Origin of the sequence: Convivina praedatoris (assembly GCF_933208495.1) — a bacterium.
Taxonomy (GTDB): Bacteria; Bacillota; Bacilli; order Lactobacillales; family Lactobacillaceae; genus Convivina; species Convivina praedatoris.
The window spans coordinates 120,220-146,350 of sequence record NZ_CAKOET010000002.1 but is presented as its reverse complement, the minus strand read 5'-3'; the positions used below and the strand labels follow the sequence as shown (position 1 = coordinate 146,350).

The window sequence follows — 26,131 nt, the reverse complement described above, 5'->3', positions numbered from 1 at the left end:
CACGTCCTTTTATTGAATATCTTCTTTTTTAATAATTAACGTTGAAAAGGCTGCTAAAATCAGCAAAATACCTGATAAAAAAATCATCCGTGGCATAGAGCCATGCAAGAGTGGTAACAAAACCACACTAAGCAAGGAACCAGCAATTTGTGGAATACATAATTGAGCATTGAAAAGACCCAAATAAGTGCCCATATAGCGATTTGGAATAGCATCAGTCACGAAGGTCAATGGATAAACCGTCAGAGCTGACCAACCAATTCCTACCAAAATAAAGGACAAGGTCATCGTAAATAAAGTATGGGCTAGAAAGATGGATATAAAGCCAAAGCCACCAATCATCAACGTGATTGCTAACGTTTTTACATAATATTTTTTGGCCAATCGCGACAAAAAGATTGTAATTAACACAGTAATTAAGGCATACAGAGCTGACATTAAGCCAAACAAATTGCCACCCTGTTGATAACCAACACTATTCGGATTGGTTGTCCCATAAATATTATCAGCCATTACCCCGGCTCCGTAGACCCACAAGTAACTAAAAGCAAAGTAGGCAAAGAATTGAACCAACGCCATAATCCAAAAAATGCGAGGTGCCTCGGTAAGCAATTTTTTCATGTTCTTAGGTGCAGCCTGTTGTTCCCCGTTTCCATGATACTGGTTAAATTCTTCAGGTGAGTATTCTTTCACATTTTTAATTGTGACCAAACTGCACAAGCTAATCGCAATGGCCGCCAAGTAAAAAGCATAAGCGACCGTATCAGGTACTACGCCTGGCTTGGCCGTGTTAGATATCCCCATGCTAGTCATAATAAAAGGCGCTACGGCAGCAATCAAGATACCAGCATTTAACAGTAAACTCTGAATAGCGTAGGCTTGTCCCTTTTGTCGGCTGTGGACCATATCACCGACTAACATTTTATAGGGTTGAACGCAGACATTAGATGCTACCATAAAAATTCCAACAATGGCAGCTGCCACACTCACGGCCATCGCCGCAGGCCAGCCAAATGATCCTGAATTTGGCAATATGATTAAGCTTAAAACCGTTAATATACTACCGATAATTAAATACGGCATCCGACGGCCACCCAAGCTTGGTAGCCAAGTCCGATCAGAATACTTCCCAATCAAAGGCTGAGCAATTAGTCCGGTCAACGATGGAATAATAAAAATAATTCCTAATAATTCAGGTTTGGCGCCAATTGTTTGAAATAGACGTCCCAGTTGTGAACTTTCCAATCCAAAGGCCATCTGCGTTCCAAAGATACCAAAACTCAGAAAAGTTAAATATTTAACCGAACGAATTGGTAATTGATTCGCTGCTTGCTTCTCTTCCGACATGTAATTAATAATCTCCCTTTTAAATTGATAGCGGCGCCTATGCGGTACCGGTTCCGTCAGACCTATCAAAATTACATTGTACCTTTATTCACACAAAAAAGCGACTCGGAAAAATCATTTTTTTGCTAGTTCCTGTTCAAAATTTTGTCGTAATAAATCAAGATTAAAAGATTGATTGGCTAAAGCAGCATCAATATCAATAAATTGGCCGGCCTCATTGACCATATCATCAGTCATAATCAGGCCCACTTGAGTCGCTAGCGGTTTCATCTTCAAACCGGCCAAAACCCAACGCATAGCTTGCATCCCCTGAAAACCCCCATGGGATCCATAAGAAATTAAACTAACTGGCTTATTATGCCATTCAGCATATAGGCTATCTAGAGCATTCTTTAAAACGGCTGGATACCCCCAATTGTATTGAGGATAGAGCATAATAAAACCATCATAGCTTGCGACTAACTTTGCCCATTGTTGAGTACTTTCTAATCGATAATTACCTTTGGCTGGGATTTCAGGTTCATCTAACCAGGGCAGGTTAATATCCGCCAAATCAATTATATCAACTGTAAAGGCCTTTGATTTCAACTGCTTTAGCGCCCACTTCCCAATTGATAAAGATACTCTTTGCGAGCGGTTTGATCCGATAATCAATGCAATTTTTTTCATAGAACTTCTTCTTTCTTGGAATTATTTGAATGATTGACAGCTTAATTGATGTAAATACTGTGTCAAACGCTGCTTCTTGGCGGTTGAAATCATCCCAAAGTTTTGCCAGCGACGATGTTGAAAACCTAGTTGTTTAAGGGTTTTATTCAGGAAAACACCCTGGACGGCATTGCCCATCAGAAATCTCAAATAAAAAGTTGGTGAAGTTGACGTCGTTAGCAAATAACAATGTTTGATGTTGGATAAATTGCCTTTAAGACCTAACTTACCCACAGTATAAGCTTTGTTTTGCTTCATAACTTTGTCAATAAACCCCTTTAACATCCCAGGAATATCATTCCACCATACAGGTGTGATAAATATAATTGTTTTGGCCTTGGTTAGCAAGTTCCAATACTCTTGGATTAAAGGATCAACAGTCTCCCCACTGGAAAATAGACGTAACTCTTCAACCGAATAAATGGGATTAAATTGATCACGATAGAGGTCAATTACCTTTAGGTCAGCACCTTTATTGCGCAAATTATTGCACACTGACCTTAAGATAGCGTGATTAAAGCTATTTGGATAAGGGTGGCAATAGACGATTAAATAACTCATTTAAGATTCCTCCCAGCAAATTCCAATAGGGTCATCCTAACTAAGCTGGAATCATATTGCACTATTCCATGATGAATGAGCAAAGAATACCCCTGAATAAAGGACCAGATTTGGACAAATAATTGCTGATCTGGAATATTTTTTTGATTAACCTGATGAACTAATTGCATAATTTCACTTAAAAAGGCAAAGTTAGCTTCTTTTTGTTGATAAATCCCTAGCAAACTATCATTAAAGAACAAAAAATTCATCACTTGTGGTTCTTGCTCAAATTTTTGATGTAATCTTTGGGCCAAAGTTAATAGTTGATCAAAGGCATCCCCACTCGATTCAGAATGTTCTAATAACTCCTGGTTCATTTTCTGCGATAAAATTAAGGTTATTTCGTGAAAAAGCTCTTCTTTATCACGAAAATTACGATAAAAAGCCCCAGTGGTCAGTCCTGCAGTTTGCATGATTTGCCGTAAAGAAAAATCTTGATAATTGTGGTCAGACAACCAATTTAAAGCGTTGTTAATAATTTTTGTGCGAGTATCTTGCATTTTCTCCCCCATTGATTTTCCCGTTTGGTAACACCGTTATCAAACTAAAAATAACACTATTATCAAAAAAATACAATTTTAAATTCTAACCAACTTATGCTAAGATACGTCTAACTTTATTTTGGAGGCACCTATGCTTAGCTTTCGTCCAGCCCTAATGACTGATTTTCAACGGATTACTACTATTTATAACCAAGCCATTCAGCACGGTAACATCACAGCAGACTTAGTACCAAAAACACCGCAACAGCGCATTTCGGTCCTTGGAAGTCACGTAGATAATGACCACTATCCCCTCCTAGTTCTAGTTGATGATCATGAGGTAATCGGCTATGGTTATCTATCAACTTATAATATTCGTCCTGGTTATCAACAGACTGCCGAAGTCTCCTACTATTTGGATATGGCCTATCGTGGTCAGGGATTAGGAACTAAAATACTAAGAAAGTTATTGGCAATTGCCCAGGATCAAGCCTTTGATAACTTAGTAGCCACAACCTTTTCCGTCAACGCTGCCAGCAATCATCTCCTGCTAAAGCATAACTTTACTTTGTGGGGCGAACTACCCAATATCGCCCGTAATCAGCATGGTGATTTATTAAGCCAGCAGCTCTATGGACTCTATCTAAAATAAAAGGTATCTAGTCAATTAAACTAGATACCTTTTACTTTATAAGATTGCTTGCGCACGACGGTTTAAGCAGGCAAAGAAAATATGTTCATCTTGCTGAATCAAATCCGCTATTTTTCGATGTAAGTCTTCAGCATTAATGTCAGCTACTAACCAGTAATGTCCGTTTTGTTGTAAATCATAATCGGCGAAGGATTGGCGCAAATCCAACTCCGTTCGAATCACATAGTTCCGAATACTACGACGATTATCCAAAACTAATTTTTGATCAAAATTTTGGTACAAATGATTGGCACCCTGTTGCAAATCTAAAATATCTTGCATTAAGGCGTGTGCTGTCGGCAACTTACCAGCCCCTTGTCCGTTAAAACTTAGTTTTCCAATGGTAGTGCCCCGCAGACCAACATAGTTATAGTTATCATGAACACCAGCTTCAATTTCACCAGGCAGATAAAGGGTCGGTTCAATAATAAAACTATAAGTATCTTCCTTACGAAGACTACGCCCTAGTAATTTCACCACCCAGTTGTGTTTCTTAAAAAAAGCAATGTCAGCAGCCGTAATATTACGAATACCAAACTTCAAGAGCTGATCACCAGGTTCAATCACAGTGTTATAGGCAATACCAGCACTAATACATAATTTATTTTCAATGTCAAAACCATCAATATCAGCACTTGGATCCGCTTCAGCATAGCCCAAATCTTGGGCTTCTTTTAAGATATCCTCAAAGGAAGCTCCGGTTTTAGTCATCTGATCTAAGATAAAGTTACTGGTACCGTTGAAAATCCCGTGAATAGAATCAACTTCATCAATGCGCAAAGCCCGTTCTAAATTAATAATCCACGGAATTCCACCACCGACACTGGATTCAAAGTAGAATTTAACCTGATGTTTCTCAGCCATTTGATTAAACAAAACCAAATAGCGAGCGACAACAGCTTTATTGGCCGTTACCACATGTTTCCCATGTTCTAATGCAGCAAGAATCATGGTGCGCGCTGGTTCAATGCCCCCCAATACTTCCACCACAACATCTACCGTCGGATCATCTAAAATTTTTTGATAGTCAGCGGTGTAGTGTGGTTGGTCATTTTCTTTTTCCGGACGTACCCAGACATAGGCAATGTCAATTTGAGCAGTACTTTTACTAACAGGGGCGTCATTGATAATTTCACTAACACCTTGTCCGACCGTTCCATGTCCTAAAATCGCAATTTTCAATCGTTGTTCCTCCGTGTTATCTGACTTTTAAAATGACTTAATCTCAGTTATCTTATCATCATTTTTAAGTCTGTGTTGATAATTCTTTAATAAATACCTCACAAATCACCACAAAATTTAACAGTTAAATCACCGTGTGTATATATTTTAATTAGTGTAAAATTAAGATTATTGTTTTAAATACTAATTTAGGGAGAATTTATTATGAACAAAGGGCGCATTGAAGCCTTCACCGATGCTATGGTGCCAATTATTGTGACTATTATGGTCTTGGAATTTAAAGTCCCCGAGTCCGCTGACATTACGGCTTTGCTACACGAAGGTCCTTACCTGATTTCTTATATGGTGGGTTTCTTGTTTATTGGCGTGGCCTGGTTTAATCATCACTACATGTTTGAACTAGTTAAACATCTTAATCTAAAAATCTACTGGTTAAATAATGTATGGCTCTTTACCATGTCCTTGATTCCAGTTTCGGCGGCTTGGTTGGGCCGTTTCCCCACTCAGGTTGCCCCTGCTTATTTCTATTTAATTATTTTTCTAGCTTGGACAGTGGCCTATTATGGCATTAGTCAAGCATTGCTAGCCGAAATTATTCAAGAGCAGACAGGACGTGAACATTATATCCAGTCAATGTTCATTTATGGTTTACTTAAAAGTCCGATCTTTGGCTTGATTAACATTCTAATTTTTGTCGCTGTCTATTTCTGGCCACCAATCAGCATTACCTTTACAGCCGTTGAATTAATTGTAGTAGCCTTTTCAATTCGTAATTACAATTTCAACATCCAATAATAAAAAGCGAGCCGTTATAACAACGACTCGCTTTTTGATTTAGCTAATTTTTGTTTAGAGATTCGAAGCCGGATAATTACATTGGCAACACCTAACATAAGCATCAATCCATTAATTGACCAAAAGACCCAAGCTGACTCAGACCAGTGAAAATGCTCTAAGACTTCTTTAGTTTTCCCAATCCCATTGAAAGCCCACGCCATGGCCACGTAGAACCAGGCAGTTGCACGCATCGAGAAAATGCGTAACTGTCGTTTATCAACACCGGAAAAACTACCACTTTTCAACATTTTTTTGACCCGTTCACGCTCTAGATATACCTTCAATGGTGGTAATAACCAGTACCATGGGGAAACTTTCGGATATTGACCGGCTGATTCTTTATAGTGGCCAATCACGTCAGTTTGTTCGGATAATTCTAAGCTACCTTGTAAGAGAGGAAAAGAAAACAAAAAGCCTAGAACAATTACGATATTTTGTTGTAACCCACTCATTTTGTTACCCTCTAATTCATGCTTTTTCTTTATCTTACAGCTTTAGGTTCAAATTGGAAGCCTAAAGTAGTGGTAACTCATGTTTACGATAGGCTCGGACTAAAATCAACTGGCCCAGGGTGAAGAAAGCTAATAAAATAAAGACTTCTGGCCAAATATCGATATTATTCAAACTAATTAATTTTTTAAAACCATCGATACTATAAGTCATTGGCAAAAAAGCATTGACTATTTTAAAAAATGAACCCGACAATTCAATTGCGTAAGTACCACCTGAAGAAGAAGTTTGTAACATGGTCAAAAGCAACACCATGAGACTACCGATGCCTGGAATTAATTTGTTTAAGGCCACAATGATGCTACTAAAGGTCGCCGCTACTAATAAGGCAAATGGTACCAGTAGGGTCATTTGATCAATCTGAATCTTAATGAATAGTTGATTAACTAGCAACAAGATGAAGACCTGTAAGCTAGCAATAATAAAAGGAACTAGGAACTCAGTAATCCAATAGCGTCCAAAATCCAGGTGCTTCCGACTCAAGGTTCGCATCACAAATTGATTAATAAAAATACCACCGACAAAAAGTGTTAACGAGAAAATATAAGGTGCCATTGCCGTTCCATTATTTTTAACTGGATGGCGTTCTTCATTTTGTAATTTAATAATCTGGCCCACTCCAGTCGGAATATTTTCCCCTTGCATGGTCGTAAGTATTTTTTGGCCAAGCTGATTATTGTATTCAGTAGTAAATTGAAGCATAGTATTTTTTAGTAATTTACTAGTGGTATAACTTAATCCTTCGGAAGTAATCAAATTAATTGTAGGTGACTGCTGATTTTTAACAAATTGATTTAATTGATCATTAAAATTATCATCAAATTGCACAATGGCATAGACTTTGCCTTGCCTCAAATCTGCATTAGCCTGATTAATATTTTCATTTTCCAATTTAAAAAGATGATGCTCGTTCATTGCTGTTAGCACCGGATTAGCCTGCCTAGTCACCACAGCTACTGGTAATTCGCTAACCTTCCCGTAAGGATCCATTAAAGCCCCTAAAAATAGGCTGGAATAAACCACTGGTATTAAAGACATAAAAAACAATACAATCAATAACTTTAACTTACGCCCCTGTATCATTGTCACACTCCTTGTGCATTTGGATTACTTAATCTATACTTTTGATAATAATATTTGATACTTTTTGTTATCCATAGATATATTATATCCACAGATATAATAAGTCAATAGTTGGGGGAGCGTTTTGAAATTTAGCAAGGGATTTTTACAAACTGCGGCACTAATGGTGATGTTAGCTGAATTACCAGAACATACATATTTAAAATCAGGCGAACTCAGCCATGCCATGGGTGTTTCACACACTTATCTACAAAAAACAGCCAAAAAGCTTAAGGATGCTGGTCTAATCAAGGCCGAAGCTTCTAAAAACGGTGGTTATGCATTAAATCACGCTATTGATGAAATAACCTTTTACGATTTATTTCAAGCCGTCGAAAGCCCCGAAGCTTTCGCTAGTGGCTATGATTTAACCGGTATCCGTAATATGTTTATTTCACCAGCATTAACCGAACACTATGTCCAAATTACCGGTAATATTTTTAAAGATGCGGAAAATGCGCTTAAAAATTCGCTTAAATCACATAAACTCAGTGAAATCGTCCCCTTAGATCAACAGGGAGAGATTTTACAAATTAATTGGCCGGCTCAATTGGCTCAAAGTCAGGAGGAAAGACCCAATGAATAACGAGTTAAAAGCAACCGTAGCTGTTCGTGAAACCCTTCCAACCGTCTTTGGCTACCTTGGCATCGGCCTTGCCTTTGGTATCGTCGCTCGTGCTGCAGGTATTAACTCTCTTTTAGTAACCTTAACTTCCCTAATCACTTACGCGGGCTCAGCTCAATTCATCATGGTGGGCATGTTTGCCACTGGTAACAGCATCTTAGCCATCACCTTGTCTGTTTTTTTAGTAAATGCCCGGATGATTTTAATGAGTATGACCGTTGCGCCGTTGGTTAAGCATGAATCGCTTATAAAAAATGTGATTTTAGGTACCCTCTTAACCGATGAAAGTTTTGCCTTAGCCATGAACAAAAGTAATCTCACCAACCGCCAGTTAAACTTCAGCTGGTTTAATACGGTTAATTTAATTTCTTATGCCACCTGGGTTTGCTCATCACTGATTGGCGCACTAGTTGGCAGCTATATCCAAGATCCTGAAAAATATGGTCTAAGTTTTGCCTTAATTGCCATGTTTATCGGATTACTTTATCTGCAAATTATCAATGACCGGGCTCTACCCCTGCTTTTACAGGCAATTGTAGTCTTACTAGTCTTTGGTCTAGTTTTTGTGGGATTAATTTTCATTCCCAGTCAATTGTTAATCCTTTTGGTTACGATTCTAAGCTGTATTTTAGGGGTGGTGATTAAAAATGCCTTCTTTTAATTTTATTCTAACGACCATTATCATGTGTGGTTTGGTAACCTTCATCTCCCGCGTGGCACCGTTTGTCCTTTTAAAAAGGTTCCAGCTACCAGCTAAAGTAGTTGATTTATTAAGCTTTGTACCGATTGTTATCATGTCCGCCTTATGGTTTGAAAGTCTATTTCACCAAAACATTGGCCATTTACCCAGTCTTGATTACCCTAATTTATTAGCCTCCCTCCCCACCGTAATTAGTGCCATTTTAACCAAAAGCCTAGTCATCATTGTAATTGTGGGTATTGCTTCCCTAGCCCTTATTCAATTTTTAGCACTAAATTAAAAACATCCCGACTAAGTCAGGGTGTTTTTAATTTAGTGGATCTTTTTTCAAAATATGTTGGGCCAAGAGGGGTGAGGATTTAATTAGACAAACCAAATAAGAAATACTACTGAGAGAATAAAGCTCCCAAACCCACCAACCACTTTCACTATCGGTAATTCGAAAAATCACGAATAAATCTTTAAAAATTTCAGCTAACAGTTCACTTGGTAGATCACTCATATTCAGACCATGTTTAATCATGGAGATACTAATTTGAAAAAAAGCAATAACAAGCCAACCATACAAATAATTGACGCCCCCTTTAGAAAATAATTCCTTTTTAGTAATCGGATAGTCGACGCCATCCGCTTGATAAACCAAATTAGTATGTAAATATTTATAGCGAACTTCAAAAGAAGAAGTCTGAAATTTGCCAATAGCGATGGCTATTAGCCCCAGAATAATCGCTAAGGGTAAGTCTTTAAGATGATTGATGGTCGTTAAAAAGACCACTAACCCACCAATTGGTAAGAACAAATATCGTAAACGGGTCACCTGGGCAAATTCAAATTGGTCTTTAATGAAATACCCCAAAACTAAAATAACAATAATAATTTCAACTAACATAATTCTATCCTTTATTTATGATAATATTGAAATGGTTTGACATTGCGATGCGATTAAAAGTAGTCACCACTACTGGGAGAATAAAAGGATTCAAACGGTAAATAATAAATGAAACGGCTTTACTATACCATTGTCTTAACCCTATCAATCATTTCGATTGGTTTCGCCCTATTGGATTTAACTAACATTATTACTATCCAAAAAGAACCACTAGCTTTCATTGATAATAGTATTTTACTATTTTTCTGGTTAGACTATCTGATTCGATTGAGCCGAGCTAAAAATAAATGGTTATTTTTCAAAAATAACATTTTTGACTTATTGGCGATTATTCCTTTTGACAGCCTTTTTGCTATGTTCCGAATTGCCCGAACAGTCCGACTAATGAAGCTTTTCCGAATTATTCGTATTATTGGATTTACCGGAAAATTACGTACTAAAACTAAAAAATTCATCAATACCAATGGTTTTATCTACTTGTTCCTTACGGCCGTAGTATTCATTCTCCTAGGTGCTGGTGTTTACGCACTGGCTGAAAACACTAGCTATGCTAGCTCTCTCTGGTGGGCGATTGCTACCACTACTACCGTCGGTTATGGCGACATTTCTCCGCACACCTATACAGGTAAAATGGTGGCCGTGCTCTTAATGATTGTCGGTATCGGCTTGATTGGTAGTATCACCAGTGTCATTACTTCTTACTTTTTGGATGAACAATATGATCGTGAAAACGATAAAATTGACCAACGTTTAAAAATCATTGAAAACGATTTAGCCGAAATTAAAGCCCTGCTGCACAATCAAGATAAAAAACAATAATAAAATTCCCTACGAGGTTTTCATGTTACGTCCAAAAAAAATTATTTCACAGCAGGCCGATCATCTAATCAGCAGCACTAATTCAACTTTAAATGCTTTTAAACAGTTTCTTTTCGCTCCCAACCTCCTAACCTTTGTTATTTCAGTTGTCGTTGGTAATAGTTTTGGATCAGCCATTAAAGATTTAATCGCCACCTTATCAGGTCTAGTAAACTTTTTATTTGAATGGATTTGGGGTGAGAACCATCCTTTACAATTTAATTTGATTTTAAACCCACTGGCGTCATTTTTTAATAGTTTTATTACCCTCATATTTATTGCGGCCATTGTTTTTTATACCATTCGTTTTATCAACAATTCCTTGATTAAAAGTAAGGAAGCTAAATGGGGTTATGATGAGTCCCATGAAGATGCCTTACATATTCAAGCTTTACAGCGTAAAAATAACACTCTGCAGGCTGAAAATTTAGCGCTACAAAAGCAAATTTTATCCGAACTCCAAGCCCAAAAGCAAGCTACTAGTTCTTCAACTAAAGGATCAGCATGATGAAAGAAAGAATTTATACTATTTTTGCGAAGTTCTATGAATATACCATCATGGCCTTCATGATGGTTTTTGGACTAATTATTTTAGGTTATTTGGGTCTAAGTATTTATGACTTAGGCATGGCTTTATTTGAATTCAAGGGTGATATAGAAATCACTGACATCACTAAAACCGTCTTATCAGCCTTCCTATGCTTCGAGTTTGCCGTTATTATCAAAGAGTATTTTGAAAATAAAGCAGCAATTAATTTTGAAAATTACTTATACGTTGCCGTGACAGCCATGATTCGTTCGATTTTGGTTTATCATGACAATGCAGCTAAGACCATCTCACTGTGTGTCGCTATTTTTATTTTAATGGTGGCCATTATCTTGTATCGGAAATTTTATAAACAGCATTAAAAAGGCGCTCAGATCATATGATCGAGCGTCTTTTTAATGTTCTAGATTTAACCTAATTTAGCTTGAATGGCTGCTAAGGTAACCTCGGCAGTATTTTCAAAGTTCAAATCAGCCTCACTCAAAACTTGAGAATTACCAATTCCTAGCGAAGTTTGACCAGCACCATTAATTGATTGAATGCCAGCAGCTGAATCTTCCAAACCAATTAATTGTTCAGGAGCCAACTTTAACAATTCACCGGCCCGAACAAAGATTTCAGGATCAGGCTTACCGGCATGTAAGCTAGCAGGATCAACTACACCAACAAAGTAATCAGCTAAACCTAACTTTTCAAGAATGAAGGGAGCATTTTTAGAAGCTGAAGCCACACTCATTAGGTAACCATTTGCTTTTAGACTATCCAAGAATGCTTGCATACCAGGCAAAACATCACCAGGGGTTAAAGTTGAAATTAACTGACGGTAGTTATCATTCTTTTCCGCTGCCAAAGTTTCTTTTTGCTCTTGGCTGTACTGATTCTCTAAGTTATCCTCAGCTAAAATCATATTCAAAGAACCCATCCGGTCGATGCCCTTTAAGCGTTCTTGTAAATCATCATTCCAGGTAACACCTAGCTTTTCGGCTAACTGACGCCAAGCCACCGTGTGGAACTTAGCTGTATCAGCTAAGACACCATCCATATCAAACGTAAAACCTTTAATTTCTGAAAACTTGACCATGTTATTTCTCCATTTTAAAAGTCATTGACTGATTCGCAACTAGATGCGCAGGTTGCCCCATTACTTCAACATCCAAATCAGCATTAGCCGTTAGCTGAACGACTGTTGGTGTTTCAACAATGGCAACCTTAACGCCTTGGAACACCTGAGTAAAGGCCAAGTGTGACCAATTTTCTGGTAAGTGAGGATTAATACTGAACTGCCCATCACGTAGATCAACGCCACCAAATTCATTTTGAATCACAGCTAAGGTCTCACCCATTACCCCGGCATGAACACCTTCAGCTGTGGTACCACCTTGGATATCATCGTAATCAGAGCGAATAGCCTGTTGCAAGAATTCTTCAGCTTCATCCATACGATTCAAATGAACATCAATACCGGCAAAGACTGGTCGTGACGTCGTTGATCCGTGGACTGTCCGCGCTTGATAATAATCCGTATTTTTGACAAGCCAATCGGCTGGTAACTGGTAACCCATTTGTTCTAGCAAATGAGCAACACGCTGGTTACCCAGATTGTACATCAACATCAAGAAATCAGCCTGTTTAGCGACCTGATAATCATCGGGTGACTTACCCTCAGCCTTAAGCAAACGATCAATCCGGTGGATATCACCATACTTTTTAGCATAGGCATCAAAATCAATTTCAGAAAGGTTAAAGTAATCTTGGTATTGTGCAAAAACACCATCCGAGCGCTGTTCTAAGCGTAAGTTAGCAGCCACAGCGGCTGCCTTTTGCAACAAATCGGCATCAAAATTATCAGCGGCCGCAATTGCTGCAAAACTAGGCAAAGTTTTCTGGAGATCTAACAACCACCCTAATGACCAAGACAACATAACGTTGGTATAGGCATTGTTTTTAACACCACCCTCTTTGGCCTCTGGATAGGCTTCGTGGTACTCATCTGGTCCCATTACACCGGATAGATCAAAGCGACCGTCATCAGCTTTTTGGACCTTATTCAACCAGAACTTACTAGTTTCCAGTAAGACATTTAAGCCACCTTCGTCTAATAAGCTGGTATCACCAGTAAATTGCGTATAAATCCACAAATCATAAACAATGGCCAAAGACACATGGCGTTGAAGGCGGGAATTATCAGGTTCCCATTCGTTATTAACCGTATTTAAATGAATAACTTGTGACTGTTCATCTCCATATAACCCAGCTTGCCAAGGATACATTGCCCCAGCTTCACCTTCATGGCTAGCATTGGCTTGGGCTGCCGAAAGACGCTTAATACGATATTGCAAAATTGCCCGAGCCGTTCGTGGCTCATTAGCAGCGTAATAAGGAAGGACAAAGAGTTCATCCCAGAAAATATGGCCACGGTAACCCTCACCAGTCAAGCCGCGTGAGCCAACAGAAGCGTCCAAATGCTCATTGGCACGCCATTGGGCTGCTTGATTAAGATGGAAAACATTCATCCGAATCATTAATTGCAAGATGTCACCGTCTGAAGCGATAGTCACATCATCATTATCCCAGAGTTGATTCCACTGTTTAGTGATAAAGTCCTTGACTCCTTGACTTTCGGTATCAACAATAATATCTTTATCTGCCCAAATTTCAGCCCAATAGTCAGCCATATTATTTTGAATACTTACCAAACTATGCTGAGTAATTTCATTTTGCAAAAATGGTACTAAATCAGCAAAAGTTTCACGAGAAGTTGCTATGGCAACGCGCTTGGCCAATTGCACCGGCGTATTAGCAAGAGTTTTTACAAGAACTTCTTCCACAAATTTTTGATCAACGACCTTGGCTATAACTGGTAAACTAACACCGGCATATTCCACTTGGGTATCTACTGCCAAGCCAATTTGAATACCGGATTGCTTGGTTTCCACCAAAACCGTCTTAGTACTTGGATTAACCTCTTGGACATCAAATTGATGTGATTCAAAAGCACGGTAGCGCTCAACGTTTTGGGTCTCAACTGTTGTATCAACAATGCTACTTAGTTGAATTTCAGCATCAAAATCAGCTGTTACACTGGCATTAATGGCCAGCATATGCCAGTTAATTGGGTCGATAAATTTAGCAGAGGTTAAAGTAACCAAACCTTGATCATGTTGGAAAACAAAGATTTCTTCTAAAATACCACTCTTAAAATTCAATTTACTTGAACGCTTAACGAGGTCCAAGTTAGCCAAAGCTGTGCCATTGACTGTTACTTCTAATAATTGAGGATTAGGTAAATTAACCATATCCTCATTAATAACATCACGCCCTGCTACTGGAGTAGAGGTTTGATTAAAAATTCCGGCGGCATACAGCCCTGGATAATGATTATCCGAATAAGTCGACCAGATTGGCGCTCCACGCCATCCTAAAAAACCATTTCCCAAAGACAGCAATGATTCCTGTCCATATGACTTTTTCCCTGTTTGCAAGTCATCATAACGTAGTTGCCAATTTTTCGAATTCATGTTCGATATCCTTCCTCTGCTAATCATCATCAAAATATCCGCTGATTAACGTATAACAAGCACGCAGTCTCCCGCGTGCTTGTCAGTACTAAACTACTTTTCTTCTGCTACCGCTTCCTTGAAGACATTTTTCTTTGCAACAGGGGCCTTAACGCTTTGAGTATCGCTATCCTTAAATCCGAAGAAATAAACCATAGCAAATGACACAATAATCGTAGCTACTGCAGCTAAGCAGAAAATCCATAGGTTGTTAGGGTTATCCTTAGCCGAAGCAAAGGATGGGAACCCAATTAGGGAACCAGTGAAGCCATACATATGCAAGTTAAGCATACCAGCAATTAAGCCACCAACAGCCCCACCGACGTTGGACATCCAAAATACACGACCGTACTTCAAGTTAATTCCATAAACCGCAGGTTCAGTAATTCCAGCAAAGGCTGACAAAGCTGAACTTCCAGCCAATCCCTTTAAACTGGCAACCTTAGTCTTAAAGGCCACTGCCAAAGCACCTGCACCTTGAGCAATCATAGTGAAGTTAATCAAGGCGTTCAAGTTAGATTGACCATGTTGGGCAATCTCTTGGGCAACCAATGGCACAACCATCCAGTGCAAACCAAAGATAACCAACACCTGATAAAGGCCACCAATCAACAAACCTGAAATAGCGTAGTTAAACTGTAACAACTGGTTAATCAAGAATGATATTGCCGCTGAAATAGCGATAATCGCTGGTCCCATTACAACTAAGACCACTGAACCAACAATGAAAATGGTAAACAATGGTTGGAAAATTGACCGAATTGAAGCTGGCAAGTGATCCTTCAACCAGTTACCAACCGGACGAGCTAACCAGGCCGCAAAGATAACTGGGAAAATTGAATAAGCATATGATGGGATTGAAATTGGTAGGCCAAAGAAGTTGGCGTTTAAACTAATTCCCATAAAATGTTCAACATGTTTCACATTAACAAAGGCAGCCATTTCCGGTTTTACCAAGAAGGCTCCAATGGCCGCAACGACCAATGGATCAGAACGGAGCTGTTTAGCGGCCGTAAACCCAACTAAGATTGGTAGGAAATAAAACGGTGCCATGGCCATTGACTGAATAATGACATAGGTATCTGACTTTGCTGAAATCCAACCAAGCAAACTTGGTTCAGACAAAATGGCCAAGAAACCATTCAACATACCACCAGCAGCCAATAATCCAATAACTGGAATCATTGAACCGGTAATAGTACCAATCAGAGTTTGGAATCCTTTTTTAATAAGGTCGAGGAAACTAGTTGGTCCTTCTGACTTAGGGGCGGCACTGGTAGCCGCCTCTTGAGCATCATCACCAGCTGCGTCAGTACCCAATTGCTTAATCACACAATCATAAACATCAGCAACCGCTGGTCCAATAACAACCTGATACTGGCCTAAACCGCTGTTATACACGGCCCCGGCCACACCATCCAAAGCCTGAATTGCCTCAGTATTAGCCTTCTTCTCGTCGTGTAGGTAAAAACGCAATCGAGTAATACAATGAATCACTTTTTCAATATTTTCGGGGCCACCACCAAGTTCAATAATCTTGCTAGCTAACGCATCATAATTTTGCTTTGCCATAACTTTCCTACTCCAGTATTAAAGTGTTGCGACTGCTTCGCCAGCCGCTTTTTGACCCAAATCAATTGCTAAGGGACTGTCCTGACCACCACTAGTTACCACTACCATAGTAGTCTTCTCTAATCCAGCCGCTTCAACCTGAGCCCAGTCAACTGTCCCAATCTTATCTCCGGCTGTAACCGTATCCCCAGCTTTAACACCACTAGTGAAAGGTTTTCCTTCCAAGTTGACCGTATCAATGCCGACATGCAACAAAATCTCTGCGCCATCACCGGTCTTAAAACCAAAGGCGTGCCCCTGAACCATTACTACTTCACCAGATACCGGGGCGTAGATACCTTCTTGGGCATCAGGATTGACCGCAAAGCCATCCCCCATCATCTTCTGTGAAAAAACTGGATCACTAACTGATGATAGTTCAATTACTTCACCTGAAACTGGTGCGTAGAGCTTCTTATCAAGCTCTTTTGATTTCCCAAACCCAAACATATGGTTCCTCCTTGTTAGCTACACTCATATTTACAACTAACATGATAGCACATATCCATCTAATTGAAAACGTTTTCATTGTTTGTATTTCAATTTTTCTTTTCTGTGAAAAAAATTACATATTGATTTTGTCACCCAACTCTGCTTCCACTAATTCCTTAACTTGGTCATTAGTTTGCAAAGCCAAAGCTTTTTGAACCAAATGCTTCAAGGATTCCGTCTCCAACTTCTTAATCAAAGAACGAGTCTGCAAAATTGATGGGGCACTCATTGAGAACTCATCCAAGCCCATACCAACTAATAAAGGAATCGCAATGCTATCACCGGCCATTTCTCCACACATAGCCACGAACTTACCTTCAACATGGGCAGCTTGGATAACCGTATTAATCAAACGTAAGATTGCTGGGTTATAAGGTTGGTAAAGATATGAAACACGGTCATTACCACGATCAGCAGCCATGGTATAACCAATTAAATCGTTAGTTCCAATCGAGAAAAAATCCACTTCTTTAGCAAACTGATCAGCCATAACAGCAGCCGCTGGAATTTCAATCATGATCCCCAACTTGATGTTCCCCATTGGGACACCTTGATCAGCCAACTTAGCACGCTCTTCTTCATAAATGGCCTTAGCTTGTTGGAATTCAGTGAGGGTGGCCACCATTGGAAACATAATCCACAAGTTTCCAAAAGCTGAGGCGCGAATCAAGGCGCGCAATTGCGTCCGGAAAATTTCATCTTGATCCAAAGAAATTCGGATGGCACGGTAACCCAAGAATGGGTTTTCTTCTTCAGGGAGTTTCCAGTAACTTAGGTGTTTATCCCCACCAATATCCATGGTACGAACGGTAACAGGCTTACCAACCATCTTTTCCAAAACAGCCTTATAAGCTTCAAACTGTTCATCTTCGGTTGGCATATGGTCTGATTCCATATACAAGAATTCAGTTCGGTACAAACCAACTCCTTCAGCACCATTATCCAAAACAGCTTCCATATCCTTAGGAGCACCAATGTTAGCACCAACCACAAAGTTTTTACCGTCAGCTGAAACCGAATGTTCTGTCTTTAGCTTAGCCCATTCAACCTTTTGAGCAGCAAAGACCTCGGCTTTTTCTTTATAGGTAGCCAAAGTTTGCTCATCTGGATTAACCACAACATGTCCAGTAAAACCATCCAAAACGACTAAATCGCCATCTTTAACTTGGCTAGTAGCCACGTCGGTCCCAACCACAGCAGGAATTTCCAAAGTTCGCGCCATAATAGAAGCATGGGCTGTTCGACCACCCAAATCAGAAAGAATTCCCTTAACAAACTGACGATCCAACTGAGCAGTATCTGAAGGAGTCAAATCCTGGGTTACCAAAACCACATCTTCATCAATCAAAGCTGGGTTAGGAATGTTCACGCCCAGCAAATGAGACAAAATTCGTTGCGTAACATCACGAATATCAGCTGCACGTTCCTTCATATAATCGTTGGTACCCGCCATCGCCTCAAACATGCTAGTATAAGCATCCGTCACTTCTGTTAGGGCTTGCTCGGCATTAACTGATTCGTCGACAATTCGCTTTTTAACGGCCGCTGACATTTCTGGATCAGCCACAACCATCAAATGAGCTTCAAAGACCTGGGCTTCAGATTCGCCCAAATTTTTACTAGCCTTGGCCTTGATATGTTCCAAATCTGTCGTTGACGCAGCCAAAGCGGCATCAAAACGAGCCTGTTCAGCCTCCACATCCGTAATACTGTGCACATCAAAACTCAAATCTGGTGCTACCAGCAAATATGCCTTGGCAATCGCAATCCCATTACTAGCTGCAATCCCTTGAAAACTCTTTGTCATTTTTCCAACCATTTTCCTTTATTTTTTAGTCCAACCATTTTTTTCAAGGCATGCTTCAATGATGTTTACAACTCATAATGAGATATTTTCAAAAGCATCGTAAATTTTTGTGTTGAAAAAAATTTTCGTCCTTAATTTTTAGTTTAGCAAAGCGCTTACAAAATGACAACCATAGTGTTCAAAGCAATTATTAATCTGTTAAAAATATGAGGTACCCTACTAACAATAATTTAGATTAATTCTAATTTAGGGTAGAATTTTAGTTGCGTTTGTTGTAATTTTATAGATAGATAAACAAATAATTTTGAGGAGAATTAACAATGTCCATTAATCCAAGTAGAGCACAAGATGTATGGAAAGATATCGGCGAACACGTCCAATTTACAGTTTTGAAGTTTAAGGATATAAACCCTCAAACTCTCCGAGAAGCTATGGAAGAATTTGCAGATCGGTCGCAAGCTATTATCCGTTCCATGCGGATTAGAGAGGCCGGTTTGTCGGCAAATTCTGGCATTAAAGTCGCTTTCGGCTTTAGCAGCAATGCTTGGGATATTCTGTTCCCTGATACGCCTAAGCCCAAAGAATTAGAAACCTTCACCGGGATCGATGGCCCTAGCCTTAACGAACCCGAGATAGATGCTAAATATAGTATGCCTAGTACTGAAGGTGACCTCTTCTTCCATATCCGTGATAGTGGTGAGGCTCAAGTTTATGAAGTTCAAACTCAGTTCATGAAATTCTTACGGGAATATACTGAAGTAGTTGGTTCTACCAAGGGCTTCCGGTACTTTGAAGGCCGGGCAATTATTGGCTTTATTGATGGTACCGAAGCGCCAGCCATTGAGGATGCTGCTGATTACGCCCTTATTGGTGATGAAGACCCCGATTACATCAATGGTTCTTACGCCTTTGCTCAAAAGTGGCGCCATGATATGGATTTTTGGAACCATATGAAGACTGAAAATCAAGAAAAAGCAGTTGGTCGTGAAAAGTTTTCTGATTTAGAATTAGAGGATGAAGATAAGTACAAAAACGCCCACAACGTTGCTTCTAAATCAACTTCACCTGAAGGTGAAGAACAAAAAATCATCCGAATGAATGTTCCCTACTCAGATTCCGCTACTGGCAATACCGGCACTTACTTTATGGGTTATGCTCGTCATTGGAAAGTTACTGAGGATATGTTACTGAATATGATTAAGCAAAACGACTTTTTGCTTACCTTTTCAACCATCCTATCTGGTCAACTTTTCTTCATCCCTTCACGTGATACATTAGCAAAGATTGCTGATGGTGAATTAGATTAACTATAAAAAGAAAAAGAACAACTACCTAAAGGTAGTTGTTCTTTTTCTTTTTTAGTCATCAGTTTAAACTGTCAAATCCTTGTTGTAAATCAGCCAACAAATCATCACTATCTTCAACCCCAACTGATAAACGAATTAATTCATCTTTAATACCGTTTTGCAAGCGAACATCACGCGGAATCGCACCATGGGTCATTTTAGCAGGAATTTCAATCAAACTTTCCAAAGCCCCTAAGCTCTCAGCCAAAGTGATAATTTGCAGATTCTCCACAAATCGTTCAGGGTCTAATCCTGGCCGTAATTCAAAGGATAGCATGGCACCAAAACCTCGCATCTGCTTTTTAGCAACCTCATAGTCTTGATTTTCTGGATCCCCTGGATAATAAACTTTAGCCACCATCGGATGCTGCTTTAAATACTCAAAGACAACTTCGATATTCTTTAGGTGAGCTTGCATCCTCAAAGCTAGCGTTTTCATTCCGCGTTGCAACAACCAACTCTCTTGTGGCGCTAAAATGCTGCCAATTGCGTTTTGTAAGTAACCAATCTGCTCCCCTAAATGTTTATCTTTAGTAACTACTAAGCCACCAATCAAGTCACTGTGTCCGCCCAAATATTTAGAAGCACTATGTAAAACAATATCAACACCGTCATCTAGAGGACGTTGAATATAAGGAGAAGCAAAGGTATTGTCAATGATACTAATCAACTGATGAGACTGTGCTAACTGTGCCACAGCAGCAATATCAGTCACACGTAAAAGTGGATTAGTTGGTGTTTCCAAATATATTGCTTTAGTTGTTGGCTGAATAGCCGCCTCAACAGCTGCTAAATCACGCGTATCGACTGTCGTAAACGTCATATCAAAACGCTTCAAGACATTATCAATTAAACGAAAAGTACCACCATAAACATCATTGCCCACGATGATATGATCACCAGCTGAAAACATGGAAAAGACAGTATGAATCGCAGCAGAACCCGAAGCAAATGCAAATCCAGCTGTGCCATTTTCTAAATCAGCAATCAAGTCTTCAACCGCCTCACGTGTTGGATTGCCAGAACGCGAATATTCGTATTTGTTGGTGCCAATCTTTTTTTGACGGAAAGTTGATGCCATGTATATCGGCACTGACATTGCCCCAGTAGTAGCATCTTCACTGATTCCACCATGAATTAACTTCGTTTCAAAGTTCATTATTTTACCTCAAATAATTTATTTACTGTCAATATAACACAAGAATAGCGATTAAAAAGGCCCCTGACAGGGAGCCTTTTTTAATTTATTTATCAATTCGGTGCTTAAACATCAAATACATGAACGCTCCAAAAAACACACCTTGAATAATTCCTCTACCAATGGATTGTATAGATAATAAATTAACGAGTGACGTTTTATCGATTATATAATCCAGGATTCCAGTTGACAAATACATCCAAAATCCAAAAAATACACCTACTCGTATTGCTTTTCGTTGATACTTTTTCTTTTGATTATCAGGTGATTTTGAATACGTTTTATCCAGCTTATTTTTAAAAACATAAAAGCCTTCTATCAAAGCAGAAACAAAGAAAACAGCCATATTAAGCAAAACTAAATTAATAAGTACACCATCACCATATTTTGCCCAGAAGAGCAGTGTCACAAAAGTCGATAATATCAAATATATCATCAACAAAATAAAAGCAATATTGCCAAACTTATTAAGCTTTTGCTCCTTATACTCATCTATCACACCATCAATACCATAAAACCAGCGCAATAAGCCTATATATAGACGGTTATATAACTTCATCTCTCTACCCTCCAATTTATAAAAAACATTAGTCAATATTTTATAAATTCTTCACCTAAACTACTTTTTATTACCACTACGATAGGGATAGCTAATCAATAAAATAAGCCCACCCCAAACAAAACCAGCAACAAAATCTCCAAGCAACGAACGGACACCAAAAGCACCGACAAAGGAACCTTCATTCAAAAAAACATTCATAAAACCATCAAATATAACATACGCAAGGCCAAAGAATAGTCCTGAACTAATGGCACGACTAAGCGCTACTCTTTTTGAAGGAGCTTGCATCCAAAAGTCCTCTCCCTGGATCAACTTGTGTTTACGGATATAGTAACCAAAAGACATCAGTAGAATAAAAAACACTATAAAATTACTGAATAAAATCCCATAGATAAGGCGTTGCGCATCCTGCCCCACTAAGCAAGCCACCGCAAAACTAGAAATCAAGGTATAAATTGAAAACATCGGAAAGACAACACTACCGAACTTGGCCATTGCCTGCTCAGTCTTTTGATCAATCGGTTCCCAAAAACAATAAAACAAGCCTAGGAATATCGATGTAAAGCGCTTCATCTCTCTACCTCCCAAAATAAGGTGTTCAAATCGGTATCCAAGCACTGACAAATCCGAATACATAAATCCAAACTGGGATTATACTTGCCATTTTCAATTAAATTGACCGTCTGGCGAGCAATCCCAACCTGCTGAGCTAAATCAGCCTGAGTCAACCCTTGTTGTTTTCGGTATTCTTGAATTCGATTGATCATAATGCTTCCGTACACCTTTCGCCCTCATCTTAATTAACTGCAACTTAAAAGTCAATTATATATGACAAAAAATAAAATAAATATTTTATTGTATTAATTGGTATAGTTGTGATATATTATTAACCAATGTTGATGAGAAGTTAAATAATTCAGAAATTCAACATTAAATATTAAAACACCGGACGTATATCGCCAGATACTTAAAATAATATTAAAATTGGTATTATTTTAAATCAATATACGTTCTCACATTGCAAAGAAAGTAGGTTCTTATGTTTAAGCACACTCGTAAATTGCAGTACAATGCCAAGCCCGACCGTCCAGATCCACTAATGGCTCGTCGTTTACAAGAAGCCTTAGGAGGTCAATGGGGTGAAACAACTGGCATGATGTCATACCTTTCTCAAGGATGGTCATCAACTGGTGATGAAAAATATAAGGATTTATTGTTAGACACTGGTACCGAAGAAATTGGCCACGTAGAAATGATTTCGACCATGATTGCCTATCTTTTAGAAGGAGCCCCCTTCCAAGCTACCCCCGAAGAATTAAAGAAAGATCCTTCTTTGGCAGCGTTGATGAGCGGCATGGATCCAGAACATGCCTTAGTGCACGGCTTAACGGCTGGATTAAACAATCCTAACGGTGCTGCTTGGAATGCCGGTTACGTAACTTCAAGTGGTAACCTAGTTGCTGATATGCGTTTTAACGTTGTCCGTGAATCTCAAGCTCGTTTGCAAGTTAGTCGCTTGTACTACATGACTGAGGATAAAGGCGTTCGCGACATGTTAAAGTTCTTGTTAGCCCGTGAAACCCAACATCAGTTGCAATTCATGAAGGCCCAAGAAGAACTAGAAGAAAAGTATGGTGTCATTGTACCGGGTGATATGAAAGATATTGAACACCAAGAATTTACCCACGTCCTAATGAACTTCTCGGATGGTGATGGTTCTCGTCAATTCGAGGGTCAAATCGCCAAGGATGGCGAAAAGTTTACCTATCAAGAAGAACCCGAAGCTATGGGTGGTATTCCTGAAACTAAGCCAGCCGATAAACGTTTGCACAACGACCAAGGCTAATTGTTTATGTACAGTACAAAAGGAGCTCGTCCTCAACGACAGGCTCCTTTTTGCGTCTAATCTTCTGTACTAACTGACTGATAAAGGGTATTTAACGGCCCTTTAATCAAGAGTTTAGTGAATGTTTCTGTAATTTGTTGATGGCTAATTTGGGGATTATTAACAGCATAATTTAAAATTGTCATATCTGCTGAAACAATAAATTCGATAGATAAACCAGTATCAATCCCATGGTTATCAACTTTTAAGTGCTGATTAACTCGCTGCCAGCTATCCCGCATTCGTTCAACAAAGACTTGCTTTAACTGATTTTGAAAATTAGCATCCCCATTTTGATTTAGTAACAGGAATAAAGTGGATTGATTAGCTTCGACAACAGCCAACATTTGTTGAATAATCGCTTCCAAATTAACCGCTAGGTCACTAACACTAGTACTTTGTTCAAACTCGCTACTAGAAATCGCACGAAGTTGCTGGAGGATTTTTTGTTCAATATCATCCAAAACTTGGTATTTATCAACATAATGACGATAAAAAGTAGAACGATTAATGGCGGCCAATTCACATATATTATTAACCGAAACTTTATTAAATGGCATTTTATCTAGTAACTGCAACAAAGTATTTTCAATCTTCTCATTAGTAACATTAATTTTATTAGAATAACTAGCCAAATTTCTCCCCCAAAATGCAACACTTTTATGCATTTTAATTCTTACAATTACTTCACTCCCACTATATGCTTAATCACAGATAAAAAGCAACTAAGTGTCGCAGTTGTGGAGGAGAAAATTATGCAAGCAATTTTTAAAAATACATTCTTAGGATTTGCTATCTTAGCATCCTTATTAGTCACACTAATCATGACGATTGCCCAAATTCCATCTGCCAAATCGACCATGCAAAACATTCCGGTCGCCATCGTTAATGAAGATCAAGGAGCTCTGGGAAAAAACATCACCAAACAAATCATGAATAACAAAACCAAAGTCGACCATGCCGATAATCCCATCTTCAAGTGGCATCAATATGATAATCAGTCCGCTGCGGAGAAAGATTTAGATTTTAACGGCAACTACGCCACTGTTATTATTCCTAAAAACTTTACCACCGATATTATGCAAATTAGTCAAACAAATCAACCAGTTACAATTAAAATTGTGCTTAACCAAGGTCGTAACAACACTTTATCCACTTCGATTAACCAAATTTTAACCGGCATGTTTACTAAAATTGGCACTGGCATTGGGAATAATTCACTGGCTAAACTGGGAGATGCTACTATTCCCGCTAATAAAGTGAATACCATTGCCAATCCACTTAAAGTCGAAGTCACCAAAACTCACCAGACCACCAACCTTGAAGCTGCCAGTTCAGTCTTCTTCCAACCAATTTGGATTGCCAGCTTAGCTGTTACCATGCTTATGTACTTTGCTTCTAAGGCTTTTCAACCTCGTCATCGTCAAGATGTTCTCAAATTTAAAACGATCACAGTTGGTTTGATTGCTATCATTTCAATTTTAATTGGTTTTTCAACCCGCTTCTACGCTAGTCAAATTCTGGATTATAACTTTCCAGATTCATTGACCTTATCACTGTTCTTAAGTTTAGCTAGCTTTGCCTTTATCATGCTATTCTCAGGCTTTATTGCTTGGCTTGGCGTTCCCGGTGTGGCAATCTTTGGATTACTATTATTCTTTGGCCTGCCCCTCTTAGTCATGGCACCAGAAATGTTACCAACCTTCTACCAAAATTGGATTTTACCTTGGTTGCCCATGCGTTTCTTGTACGAAGGTATCCGCGAACTACTCTACTACAGTAATAATTTTATTAACCAAAATACCATCGCTTTAATGGTCATTAGCTTGACCGGCTTAGGTCTTTTCTTTTTAGAAAGCTTCAGCAAGCGCCACAAAGCAAGTTTTCTATAATTATTCCCCTCAAAAAGTACTATTCACAAATTAGGAATAGTGCTTTTTATTATACTTAAAGGATAATTTATTATTGTAAAACAATAATAAAAGGTGTATAAATATTTATACAAACATATTTAGCGAGGGAAAAATTATGAATAATAAATCAATGATCATCTTCAAATTGTTATCAATCCTCATCATTTTAGTTGAAATTGGCACTATTGCCGCAATTGGCCTGTTAATCTTAGGTGGTATCCTAGTTGCTTTGCATCCCGACCAGGCTACGATTAATTATTCGATGTCTTTAGGTCATCATTCATTATTAAACAGTCACGTGTCGCCTGTAATTTTAATTTCAACCTACTTTTTGGCCCTATTCATTTCGGCAACATATTATTTTATAATTGATTCAACTCGGCGTTTGGTTAACAACTTACGCCAAGGAGCTTATTTTGTTCAAGCTAATTTAATACAAATTAAAAGGGTTATGATTGCTGTTCTTTGCATGACCATTTTCCAATCCATGATGAGCATTAATTACTGCTTAGTAGAGCTGAACGCCACTCAGACATTCAACCTACCACTATCCGAAATTTTCAAAAATATACTAATCTTAGTCGCAATCTACGTCATCTATCTGATTTTCAATAAGGGAATAACTCTACAAGAAGATTCTGATAGCATGATTTAACTAA

Annotated in this window: 30 protein-coding genes; 12 read left to right on the top strand and 18 right to left on the bottom strand. The window is 38.7% G+C overall.

Features of this window, described 5'->3' with window-relative positions; all coding sequences use genetic code 11:
* Positions 1 to 9: 9 nt before the first annotated feature.
* The 4 genes from M4974_RS02435 to M4974_RS02420 form a co-directional block, all read right to left on the bottom strand.
* The gene (locus tag M4974_RS02435) at positions 10 to 1,347 is read right to left on the bottom strand and encodes an MFS transporter (protein WP_248705925.1); all 1,338 of its coding nucleotides are present in this window, start codon (positions 1,345 to 1,347) and stop codon (positions 10 to 12) included.
* A gap of 114 nt (positions 1,348 to 1,461) precedes the next feature.
* On the bottom strand, positions 1,462 to 2,016 hold the full coding sequence (locus tag M4974_RS02430; protein ID WP_248705924.1) for an NADPH-dependent FMN reductase: 555 nt from the start codon (positions 2,014 to 2,016) through the stop codon (positions 1,462 to 1,464).
* 21 nt (positions 2,017 to 2,037) lie between these two features.
* On the bottom strand, positions 2,038 to 2,616 hold the full coding sequence (locus tag M4974_RS02425) for an NAD(P)H-dependent oxidoreductase (protein WP_248705923.1): 579 nt from the start codon (positions 2,614 to 2,616) through the stop codon (positions 2,038 to 2,040).
* Complete coding sequence (locus M4974_RS02420) at positions 2,613 to 3,158, bottom strand: TetR/AcrR family transcriptional regulator (protein WP_248705922.1); 546 nt, start codon at positions 3,156 to 3,158, stop codon at positions 2,613 to 2,615. Before M4974_RS02420 ends, M4974_RS02425 begins: the two co-directional genes overlap by 4 nt.
* Before the next feature lie 133 nt (positions 3,159 to 3,291).
* Here M4974_RS02420 and M4974_RS02415 point away from each other — a divergent pair, with 133 nt between their 5' ends.
* On the top strand, positions 3,292 to 3,792 hold the full coding sequence (locus M4974_RS02415) for a GNAT family N-acetyltransferase (protein WP_248705921.1): 501 nt from the start codon (positions 3,292 to 3,294) through the stop codon (positions 3,790 to 3,792).
* A gap of 36 nt (positions 3,793 to 3,828) precedes the next feature.
* Here M4974_RS02415 and M4974_RS02410 read toward each other — a convergent pair whose 3' ends face one another.
* The gene (locus M4974_RS02410; protein ID WP_248705920.1) at positions 3,829 to 5,013 is read right to left on the bottom strand and encodes a homoserine dehydrogenase; all 1,185 of its coding nucleotides are present in this window, start codon (positions 5,011 to 5,013) and stop codon (positions 3,829 to 3,831) included.
* A gap of 204 nt (positions 5,014 to 5,217) precedes the next feature.
* Here M4974_RS02410 and M4974_RS02405 point away from each other — a divergent pair, with 204 nt between their 5' ends.
* A complete protein-coding gene (locus M4974_RS02405; RefSeq protein ID WP_248715734.1) occupies positions 5,218 to 5,808 on the top strand; it encodes a TMEM175 family protein in 591 nt (196 codons plus the stop codon).
* Positions 5,809 to 5,822: 14 nt separating this feature from the next.
* Here M4974_RS02405 and M4974_RS02400 read toward each other — a convergent pair whose 3' ends face one another.
* Both M4974_RS02400 and M4974_RS02395 read right to left on the bottom strand, forming a co-directional pair.
* Positions 5,823 to 6,302: a hypothetical protein gene (locus tag M4974_RS02400; RefSeq protein WP_248705918.1), complete on the bottom strand. Its 480-nt coding sequence runs from the start codon at positions 6,300 to 6,302 to the stop codon at positions 5,823 to 5,825.
* Between the two features lie 61 nt (positions 6,303 to 6,363).
* The gene (locus M4974_RS02395; protein WP_248705917.1) at positions 6,364 to 7,443 is read right to left on the bottom strand and encodes a YhgE/Pip domain-containing protein; all 1,080 of its coding nucleotides are present in this window, start codon (positions 7,441 to 7,443) and stop codon (positions 6,364 to 6,366) included.
* A gap of 124 nt (positions 7,444 to 7,567) precedes the next feature.
* On the opposite strand from M4974_RS02395, the gene M4974_RS02390 reads away from it, so the two are divergent.
* Genes M4974_RS02390 through M4974_RS02380 form a run of 3 tightly spaced genes read left to right on the top strand, consistent with a single transcriptional unit; the run spans position 7,568 to position 9,087 of the window.
* Complete coding sequence (locus M4974_RS02390) at positions 7,568 to 8,068, top strand: RrF2 family transcriptional regulator (protein ID WP_248705916.1); 501 nt, start codon at positions 7,568 to 7,570, stop codon at positions 8,066 to 8,068.
* Positions 8,061 to 8,768: an AzlC family ABC transporter permease gene (locus M4974_RS02385; protein ID WP_248705915.1), complete on the top strand. Its 708-nt coding sequence runs from the start codon at positions 8,061 to 8,063 to the stop codon at positions 8,766 to 8,768. The genes M4974_RS02390 and M4974_RS02385 overlap by 8 nt, the downstream gene beginning before the upstream one ends.
* Positions 8,755 to 9,087: an AzlD domain-containing protein gene (locus M4974_RS02380; protein WP_248705914.1), complete on the top strand. Its 333-nt coding sequence runs from the start codon at positions 8,755 to 8,757 to the stop codon at positions 9,085 to 9,087. Before M4974_RS02385 ends, M4974_RS02380 begins: the two co-directional genes overlap by 14 nt.
* A 27-nt stretch (positions 9,088 to 9,114) precedes the next feature.
* Here M4974_RS02380 and M4974_RS02375 read toward each other — a convergent pair whose 3' ends face one another.
* Positions 9,115 to 9,696: a hypothetical protein gene (locus tag M4974_RS02375; RefSeq protein ID WP_248705913.1), complete on the bottom strand. Its 582-nt coding sequence runs from the start codon at positions 9,694 to 9,696 to the stop codon at positions 9,115 to 9,117.
* 108 nt (positions 9,697 to 9,804) lie between these two features.
* Here M4974_RS02375 and M4974_RS02370 point away from each other — a divergent pair, with 108 nt between their 5' ends.
* Genes M4974_RS02370 through M4974_RS02360 form a run of 3 tightly spaced genes read left to right on the top strand, consistent with a single transcriptional unit; the run spans position 9,805 to position 11,463 of the window.
* On the top strand, positions 9,805 to 10,515 hold the full coding sequence (locus tag M4974_RS02370; protein WP_248705912.1) for an ion transporter: 711 nt from the start codon (positions 9,805 to 9,807) through the stop codon (positions 10,513 to 10,515).
* A gap of 22 nt (positions 10,516 to 10,537) precedes the next feature.
* Positions 10,538 to 11,062, top strand: coding sequence for an MscL family protein (locus M4974_RS02365; protein ID WP_248705911.1), 525 nt, complete (start codon positions 10,538 to 10,540; stop codon positions 11,060 to 11,062).
* Positions 11,062 to 11,463 carry a phosphate-starvation-inducible PsiE family protein gene (locus tag M4974_RS02360; protein WP_248705910.1) on the top strand — a complete coding sequence of 134 codons (402 nt, stop codon included), beginning with the start codon at positions 11,062 to 11,064 and terminating at the stop codon, positions 11,461 to 11,463. The genes M4974_RS02365 and M4974_RS02360 overlap by 1 nt, the downstream gene beginning before the upstream one ends.
* Positions 11,464 to 11,510: 47 nt before the next feature.
* Here the strand turns inward: M4974_RS02360 and pgmB are convergent, their stop codons facing one another.
* The 5 genes from pgmB to ptsP all read right to left on the bottom strand — a co-directional run bounded on the left by pgmB (position 11,511) and on the right by ptsP (position 18,568).
* On the bottom strand, positions 11,511 to 12,182 hold the full coding sequence (pgmB, locus tag M4974_RS02355) for a beta-phosphoglucomutase (protein WP_248705909.1): 672 nt from the start codon (positions 12,180 to 12,182) through the stop codon (positions 11,511 to 11,513).
* Between the two features lies 1 nt (position 12,183).
* Positions 12,184 to 14,619 (bottom strand): glycosyl hydrolase family 65 protein, encoded by a 2,436-nt coding sequence (locus M4974_RS02350; protein ID WP_248705908.1) that lies wholly within the window; start codon positions 14,617 to 14,619, stop codon positions 12,184 to 12,186.
* Positions 14,620 to 14,712: 93 nt separating this feature from the next.
* On the bottom strand, positions 14,713 to 16,230 hold the full coding sequence (locus M4974_RS02345) for a PTS transporter subunit EIIC (RefSeq protein WP_248715733.1): 1,518 nt from the start codon (positions 16,228 to 16,230) through the stop codon (positions 14,713 to 14,715).
* An 18-nt stretch (positions 16,231 to 16,248) separates the two neighbouring features.
* Complete coding sequence (locus M4974_RS02340) at positions 16,249 to 16,719, bottom strand: PTS sugar transporter subunit IIA (RefSeq protein ID WP_248705906.1); 471 nt, start codon at positions 16,717 to 16,719, stop codon at positions 16,249 to 16,251.
* 115 nt (positions 16,720 to 16,834) lie between these two features.
* On the bottom strand, positions 16,835 to 18,568 hold the full coding sequence (gene ptsP, locus M4974_RS02335; protein ID WP_248715732.1) for a phosphoenolpyruvate--protein phosphotransferase: 1,734 nt from the start codon (positions 18,566 to 18,568) through the stop codon (positions 16,835 to 16,837).
* 320 nt (positions 18,569 to 18,888) lie between these two features.
* Here ptsP and M4974_RS02330 point away from each other — a divergent pair, with 320 nt between their 5' ends.
* A complete protein-coding gene (locus tag M4974_RS02330) occupies positions 18,889 to 19,875 on the top strand; it encodes a Dyp-type peroxidase (protein ID WP_248705904.1) in 987 nt (328 codons plus the stop codon).
* 58 nt (positions 19,876 to 19,933) lie between these two features.
* Here M4974_RS02330 and M4974_RS02325 read toward each other — a convergent pair whose 3' ends face one another.
* The 4 genes from M4974_RS02325 to M4974_RS02310 form a co-directional block, all read right to left on the bottom strand.
* On the bottom strand, positions 19,934 to 21,073 hold the full coding sequence (locus tag M4974_RS02325) for a trans-sulfuration enzyme family protein (RefSeq protein WP_248705903.1): 1,140 nt from the start codon (positions 21,071 to 21,073) through the stop codon (positions 19,934 to 19,936).
* A gap of 85 nt (positions 21,074 to 21,158) precedes the next feature.
* Entirely contained in the window at positions 21,159 to 21,671 is a 513-nt protein-coding gene (locus M4974_RS02320; RefSeq protein ID WP_248705902.1) for a DUF3278 domain-containing protein, read from the bottom strand.
* A gap of 60 nt (positions 21,672 to 21,731) precedes the next feature.
* Positions 21,732 to 22,247, bottom strand: coding sequence for a DUF3278 domain-containing protein (locus M4974_RS02315; protein WP_248705901.1), 516 nt, complete (start codon positions 22,245 to 22,247; stop codon positions 21,732 to 21,734).
* Entirely contained in the window at positions 22,244 to 22,441 is a 198-nt protein-coding gene (locus M4974_RS02310) for a helix-turn-helix transcriptional regulator (RefSeq protein WP_248705900.1), read from the bottom strand. Before M4974_RS02310 ends, M4974_RS02315 begins: the two co-directional genes overlap by 4 nt.
* 272 nt (positions 22,442 to 22,713) lie before the next feature.
* Between M4974_RS02310 and M4974_RS02305 the strand changes: the two genes are divergently transcribed.
* Positions 22,714 to 23,520: a manganese catalase family protein gene (locus M4974_RS02305; protein WP_248705899.1), complete on the top strand. Its 807-nt coding sequence runs from the start codon at positions 22,714 to 22,716 to the stop codon at positions 23,518 to 23,520.
* 56 nt (positions 23,521 to 23,576) lie between these two features.
* Here M4974_RS02305 and M4974_RS02300 read toward each other — a convergent pair whose 3' ends face one another.
* Positions 23,577 to 24,227, bottom strand: a complete 651-nt coding sequence (locus M4974_RS02300; RefSeq protein WP_248715731.1) for a TetR/AcrR family transcriptional regulator — start codon at positions 24,225 to 24,227, stop codon at positions 23,577 to 23,579.
* 87 nt (positions 24,228 to 24,314) lie between these two features.
* Here M4974_RS02300 and M4974_RS02295 point away from each other — a divergent pair, with 87 nt between their 5' ends.
* The gene (locus tag M4974_RS02295) at positions 24,315 to 25,451 is read left to right on the top strand and encodes a YhgE/Pip domain-containing protein (protein WP_248705897.1); all 1,137 of its coding nucleotides are present in this window, start codon (positions 24,315 to 24,317) and stop codon (positions 25,449 to 25,451) included.
* A 136-nt stretch (positions 25,452 to 25,587) separates the two neighbouring features.
* Positions 25,588 to 26,127: a DUF2975 domain-containing protein gene (locus M4974_RS02290; protein ID WP_248705896.1), complete on the top strand. Its 540-nt coding sequence runs from the start codon at positions 25,588 to 25,590 to the stop codon at positions 26,125 to 26,127.
* Positions 26,128 to 26,131: the final 4 nt, after the last annotated feature.

What these genes read in the sequence shown, in the direction of transcription:
- M4974_RS02435 (WP_248705925.1), bottom strand. Translation starts at nt 1,347, where the DNA reads ATGTCGGAAGAGAAGCAAGCAGCGAATCAATTACCAATTCGTTCGGTT.
- M4974_RS02430 (WP_248705924.1), bottom strand. Translation starts at nt 2,016, where the DNA reads ATGAAAAAAATTGCATTGATTATCGGATCAAACCGCTCGCAAAGAGTA.
- M4974_RS02425 (WP_248705923.1), bottom strand. Translation starts at nt 2,616, where the DNA reads ATGAGTTATTTAATCGTCTATTGCCACCCTTATCCAAATAGCTTTAAT.
- M4974_RS02420 (WP_248705922.1), bottom strand. Translation starts at nt 3,158, where the DNA reads ATGCAAGATACTCGCACAAAAATTATTAACAACGCTTTAAATTGGTTG.
- M4974_RS02415 (WP_248705921.1), top strand. Translation starts at nt 3,292, where the DNA reads ATGCTTAGCTTTCGTCCAGCCCTAATGACTGATTTTCAACGGATTACT.
- M4974_RS02405 (WP_248715734.1), top strand. Translation starts at nt 5,218, where the DNA reads ATGAACAAAGGGCGCATTGAAGCCTTCACCGATGCTATGGTGCCAATT.
- M4974_RS02400 (WP_248705918.1), bottom strand. Translation starts at nt 6,302, where the DNA reads ATGAGTGGGTTACAACAAAATATCGTAATTGTTCTAGGCTTTTTGTTT.
- M4974_RS02395 (WP_248705917.1), bottom strand. Translation starts at nt 7,443, where the DNA reads ATGATACAGGGGCGTAAGTTAAAGTTATTGATTGTATTGTTTTTTATG.
- M4974_RS02385 (WP_248705915.1), top strand. Translation starts at nt 8,061, where the DNA reads ATGAATAACGAGTTAAAAGCAACCGTAGCTGTTCGTGAAACCCTTCCA.
- M4974_RS02380 (WP_248705914.1), top strand. Translation starts at nt 8,755, where the DNA reads ATGCCTTCTTTTAATTTTATTCTAACGACCATTATCATGTGTGGTTTG.
- M4974_RS02375 (WP_248705913.1), bottom strand. Translation starts at nt 9,696, where the DNA reads ATGTTAGTTGAAATTATTATTGTTATTTTAGTTTTGGGGTATTTCATT.
- M4974_RS02370 (WP_248705912.1), top strand. Translation starts at nt 9,805, where the DNA reads ATGAAACGGCTTTACTATACCATTGTCTTAACCCTATCAATCATTTCG.
- M4974_RS02365 (WP_248705911.1), top strand. Translation starts at nt 10,538, where the DNA reads ATGTTACGTCCAAAAAAAATTATTTCACAGCAGGCCGATCATCTAATC.
- M4974_RS02360 (WP_248705910.1), top strand. Translation starts at nt 11,062, where the DNA reads ATGAAAGAAAGAATTTATACTATTTTTGCGAAGTTCTATGAATATACC.
- pgmB (WP_248705909.1), bottom strand. Translation starts at nt 12,182, where the DNA reads ATGGTCAAGTTTTCAGAAATTAAAGGTTTTACGTTTGATATGGATGGT.
- M4974_RS02350 (WP_248705908.1), bottom strand. Translation starts at nt 14,619, where the DNA reads ATGAATTCGAAAAATTGGCAACTACGTTATGATGACTTGCAAACAGGG.
- M4974_RS02345 (WP_248715733.1), bottom strand. Translation starts at nt 16,230, where the DNA reads ATGGCAAAGCAAAATTATGATGCGTTAGCTAGCAAGATTATTGAACTT.
- M4974_RS02340 (WP_248705906.1), bottom strand. Translation starts at nt 16,719, where the DNA reads ATGTTTGGGTTTGGGAAATCAAAAGAGCTTGATAAGAAGCTCTACGCA.
- ptsP (WP_248715732.1), bottom strand. Translation starts at nt 18,568, where the DNA reads ATGACAAAGAGTTTTCAAGGGATTGCAGCTAGTAATGGGATTGCGATT.
- M4974_RS02330 (WP_248705904.1), top strand. Translation starts at nt 18,889, where the DNA reads ATGTCCATTAATCCAAGTAGAGCACAAGATGTATGGAAAGATATCGGC.
- M4974_RS02325 (WP_248705903.1), bottom strand. Translation starts at nt 21,073, where the DNA reads ATGAACTTTGAAACGAAGTTAATTCATGGTGGAATCAGTGAAGATGCT.
- M4974_RS02320 (WP_248705902.1), bottom strand. Translation starts at nt 21,671, where the DNA reads ATGAAGTTATATAACCGTCTATATATAGGCTTATTGCGCTGGTTTTAT.
- M4974_RS02315 (WP_248705901.1), bottom strand. Translation starts at nt 22,247, where the DNA reads ATGAAGCGCTTTACATCGATATTCCTAGGCTTGTTTTATTGTTTTTGG.
- M4974_RS02310 (WP_248705900.1), bottom strand. Translation starts at nt 22,441, where the DNA reads ATGATCAATCGAATTCAAGAATACCGAAAACAACAAGGGTTGACTCAG.
- M4974_RS02305 (WP_248705899.1), top strand. Translation starts at nt 22,714, where the DNA reads ATGTTTAAGCACACTCGTAAATTGCAGTACAATGCCAAGCCCGACCGT.
- M4974_RS02300 (WP_248715731.1), bottom strand. Translation starts at nt 24,227, where the DNA reads ATGCATAAAAGTGTTGCATTTTGGGGGAGAAATTTGGCTAGTTATTCT.
- M4974_RS02295 (WP_248705897.1), top strand. Translation starts at nt 24,315, where the DNA reads ATGCAAGCAATTTTTAAAAATACATTCTTAGGATTTGCTATCTTAGCA.
- M4974_RS02290 (WP_248705896.1), top strand. Translation starts at nt 25,588, where the DNA reads ATGAATAATAAATCAATGATCATCTTCAAATTGTTATCAATCCTCATC.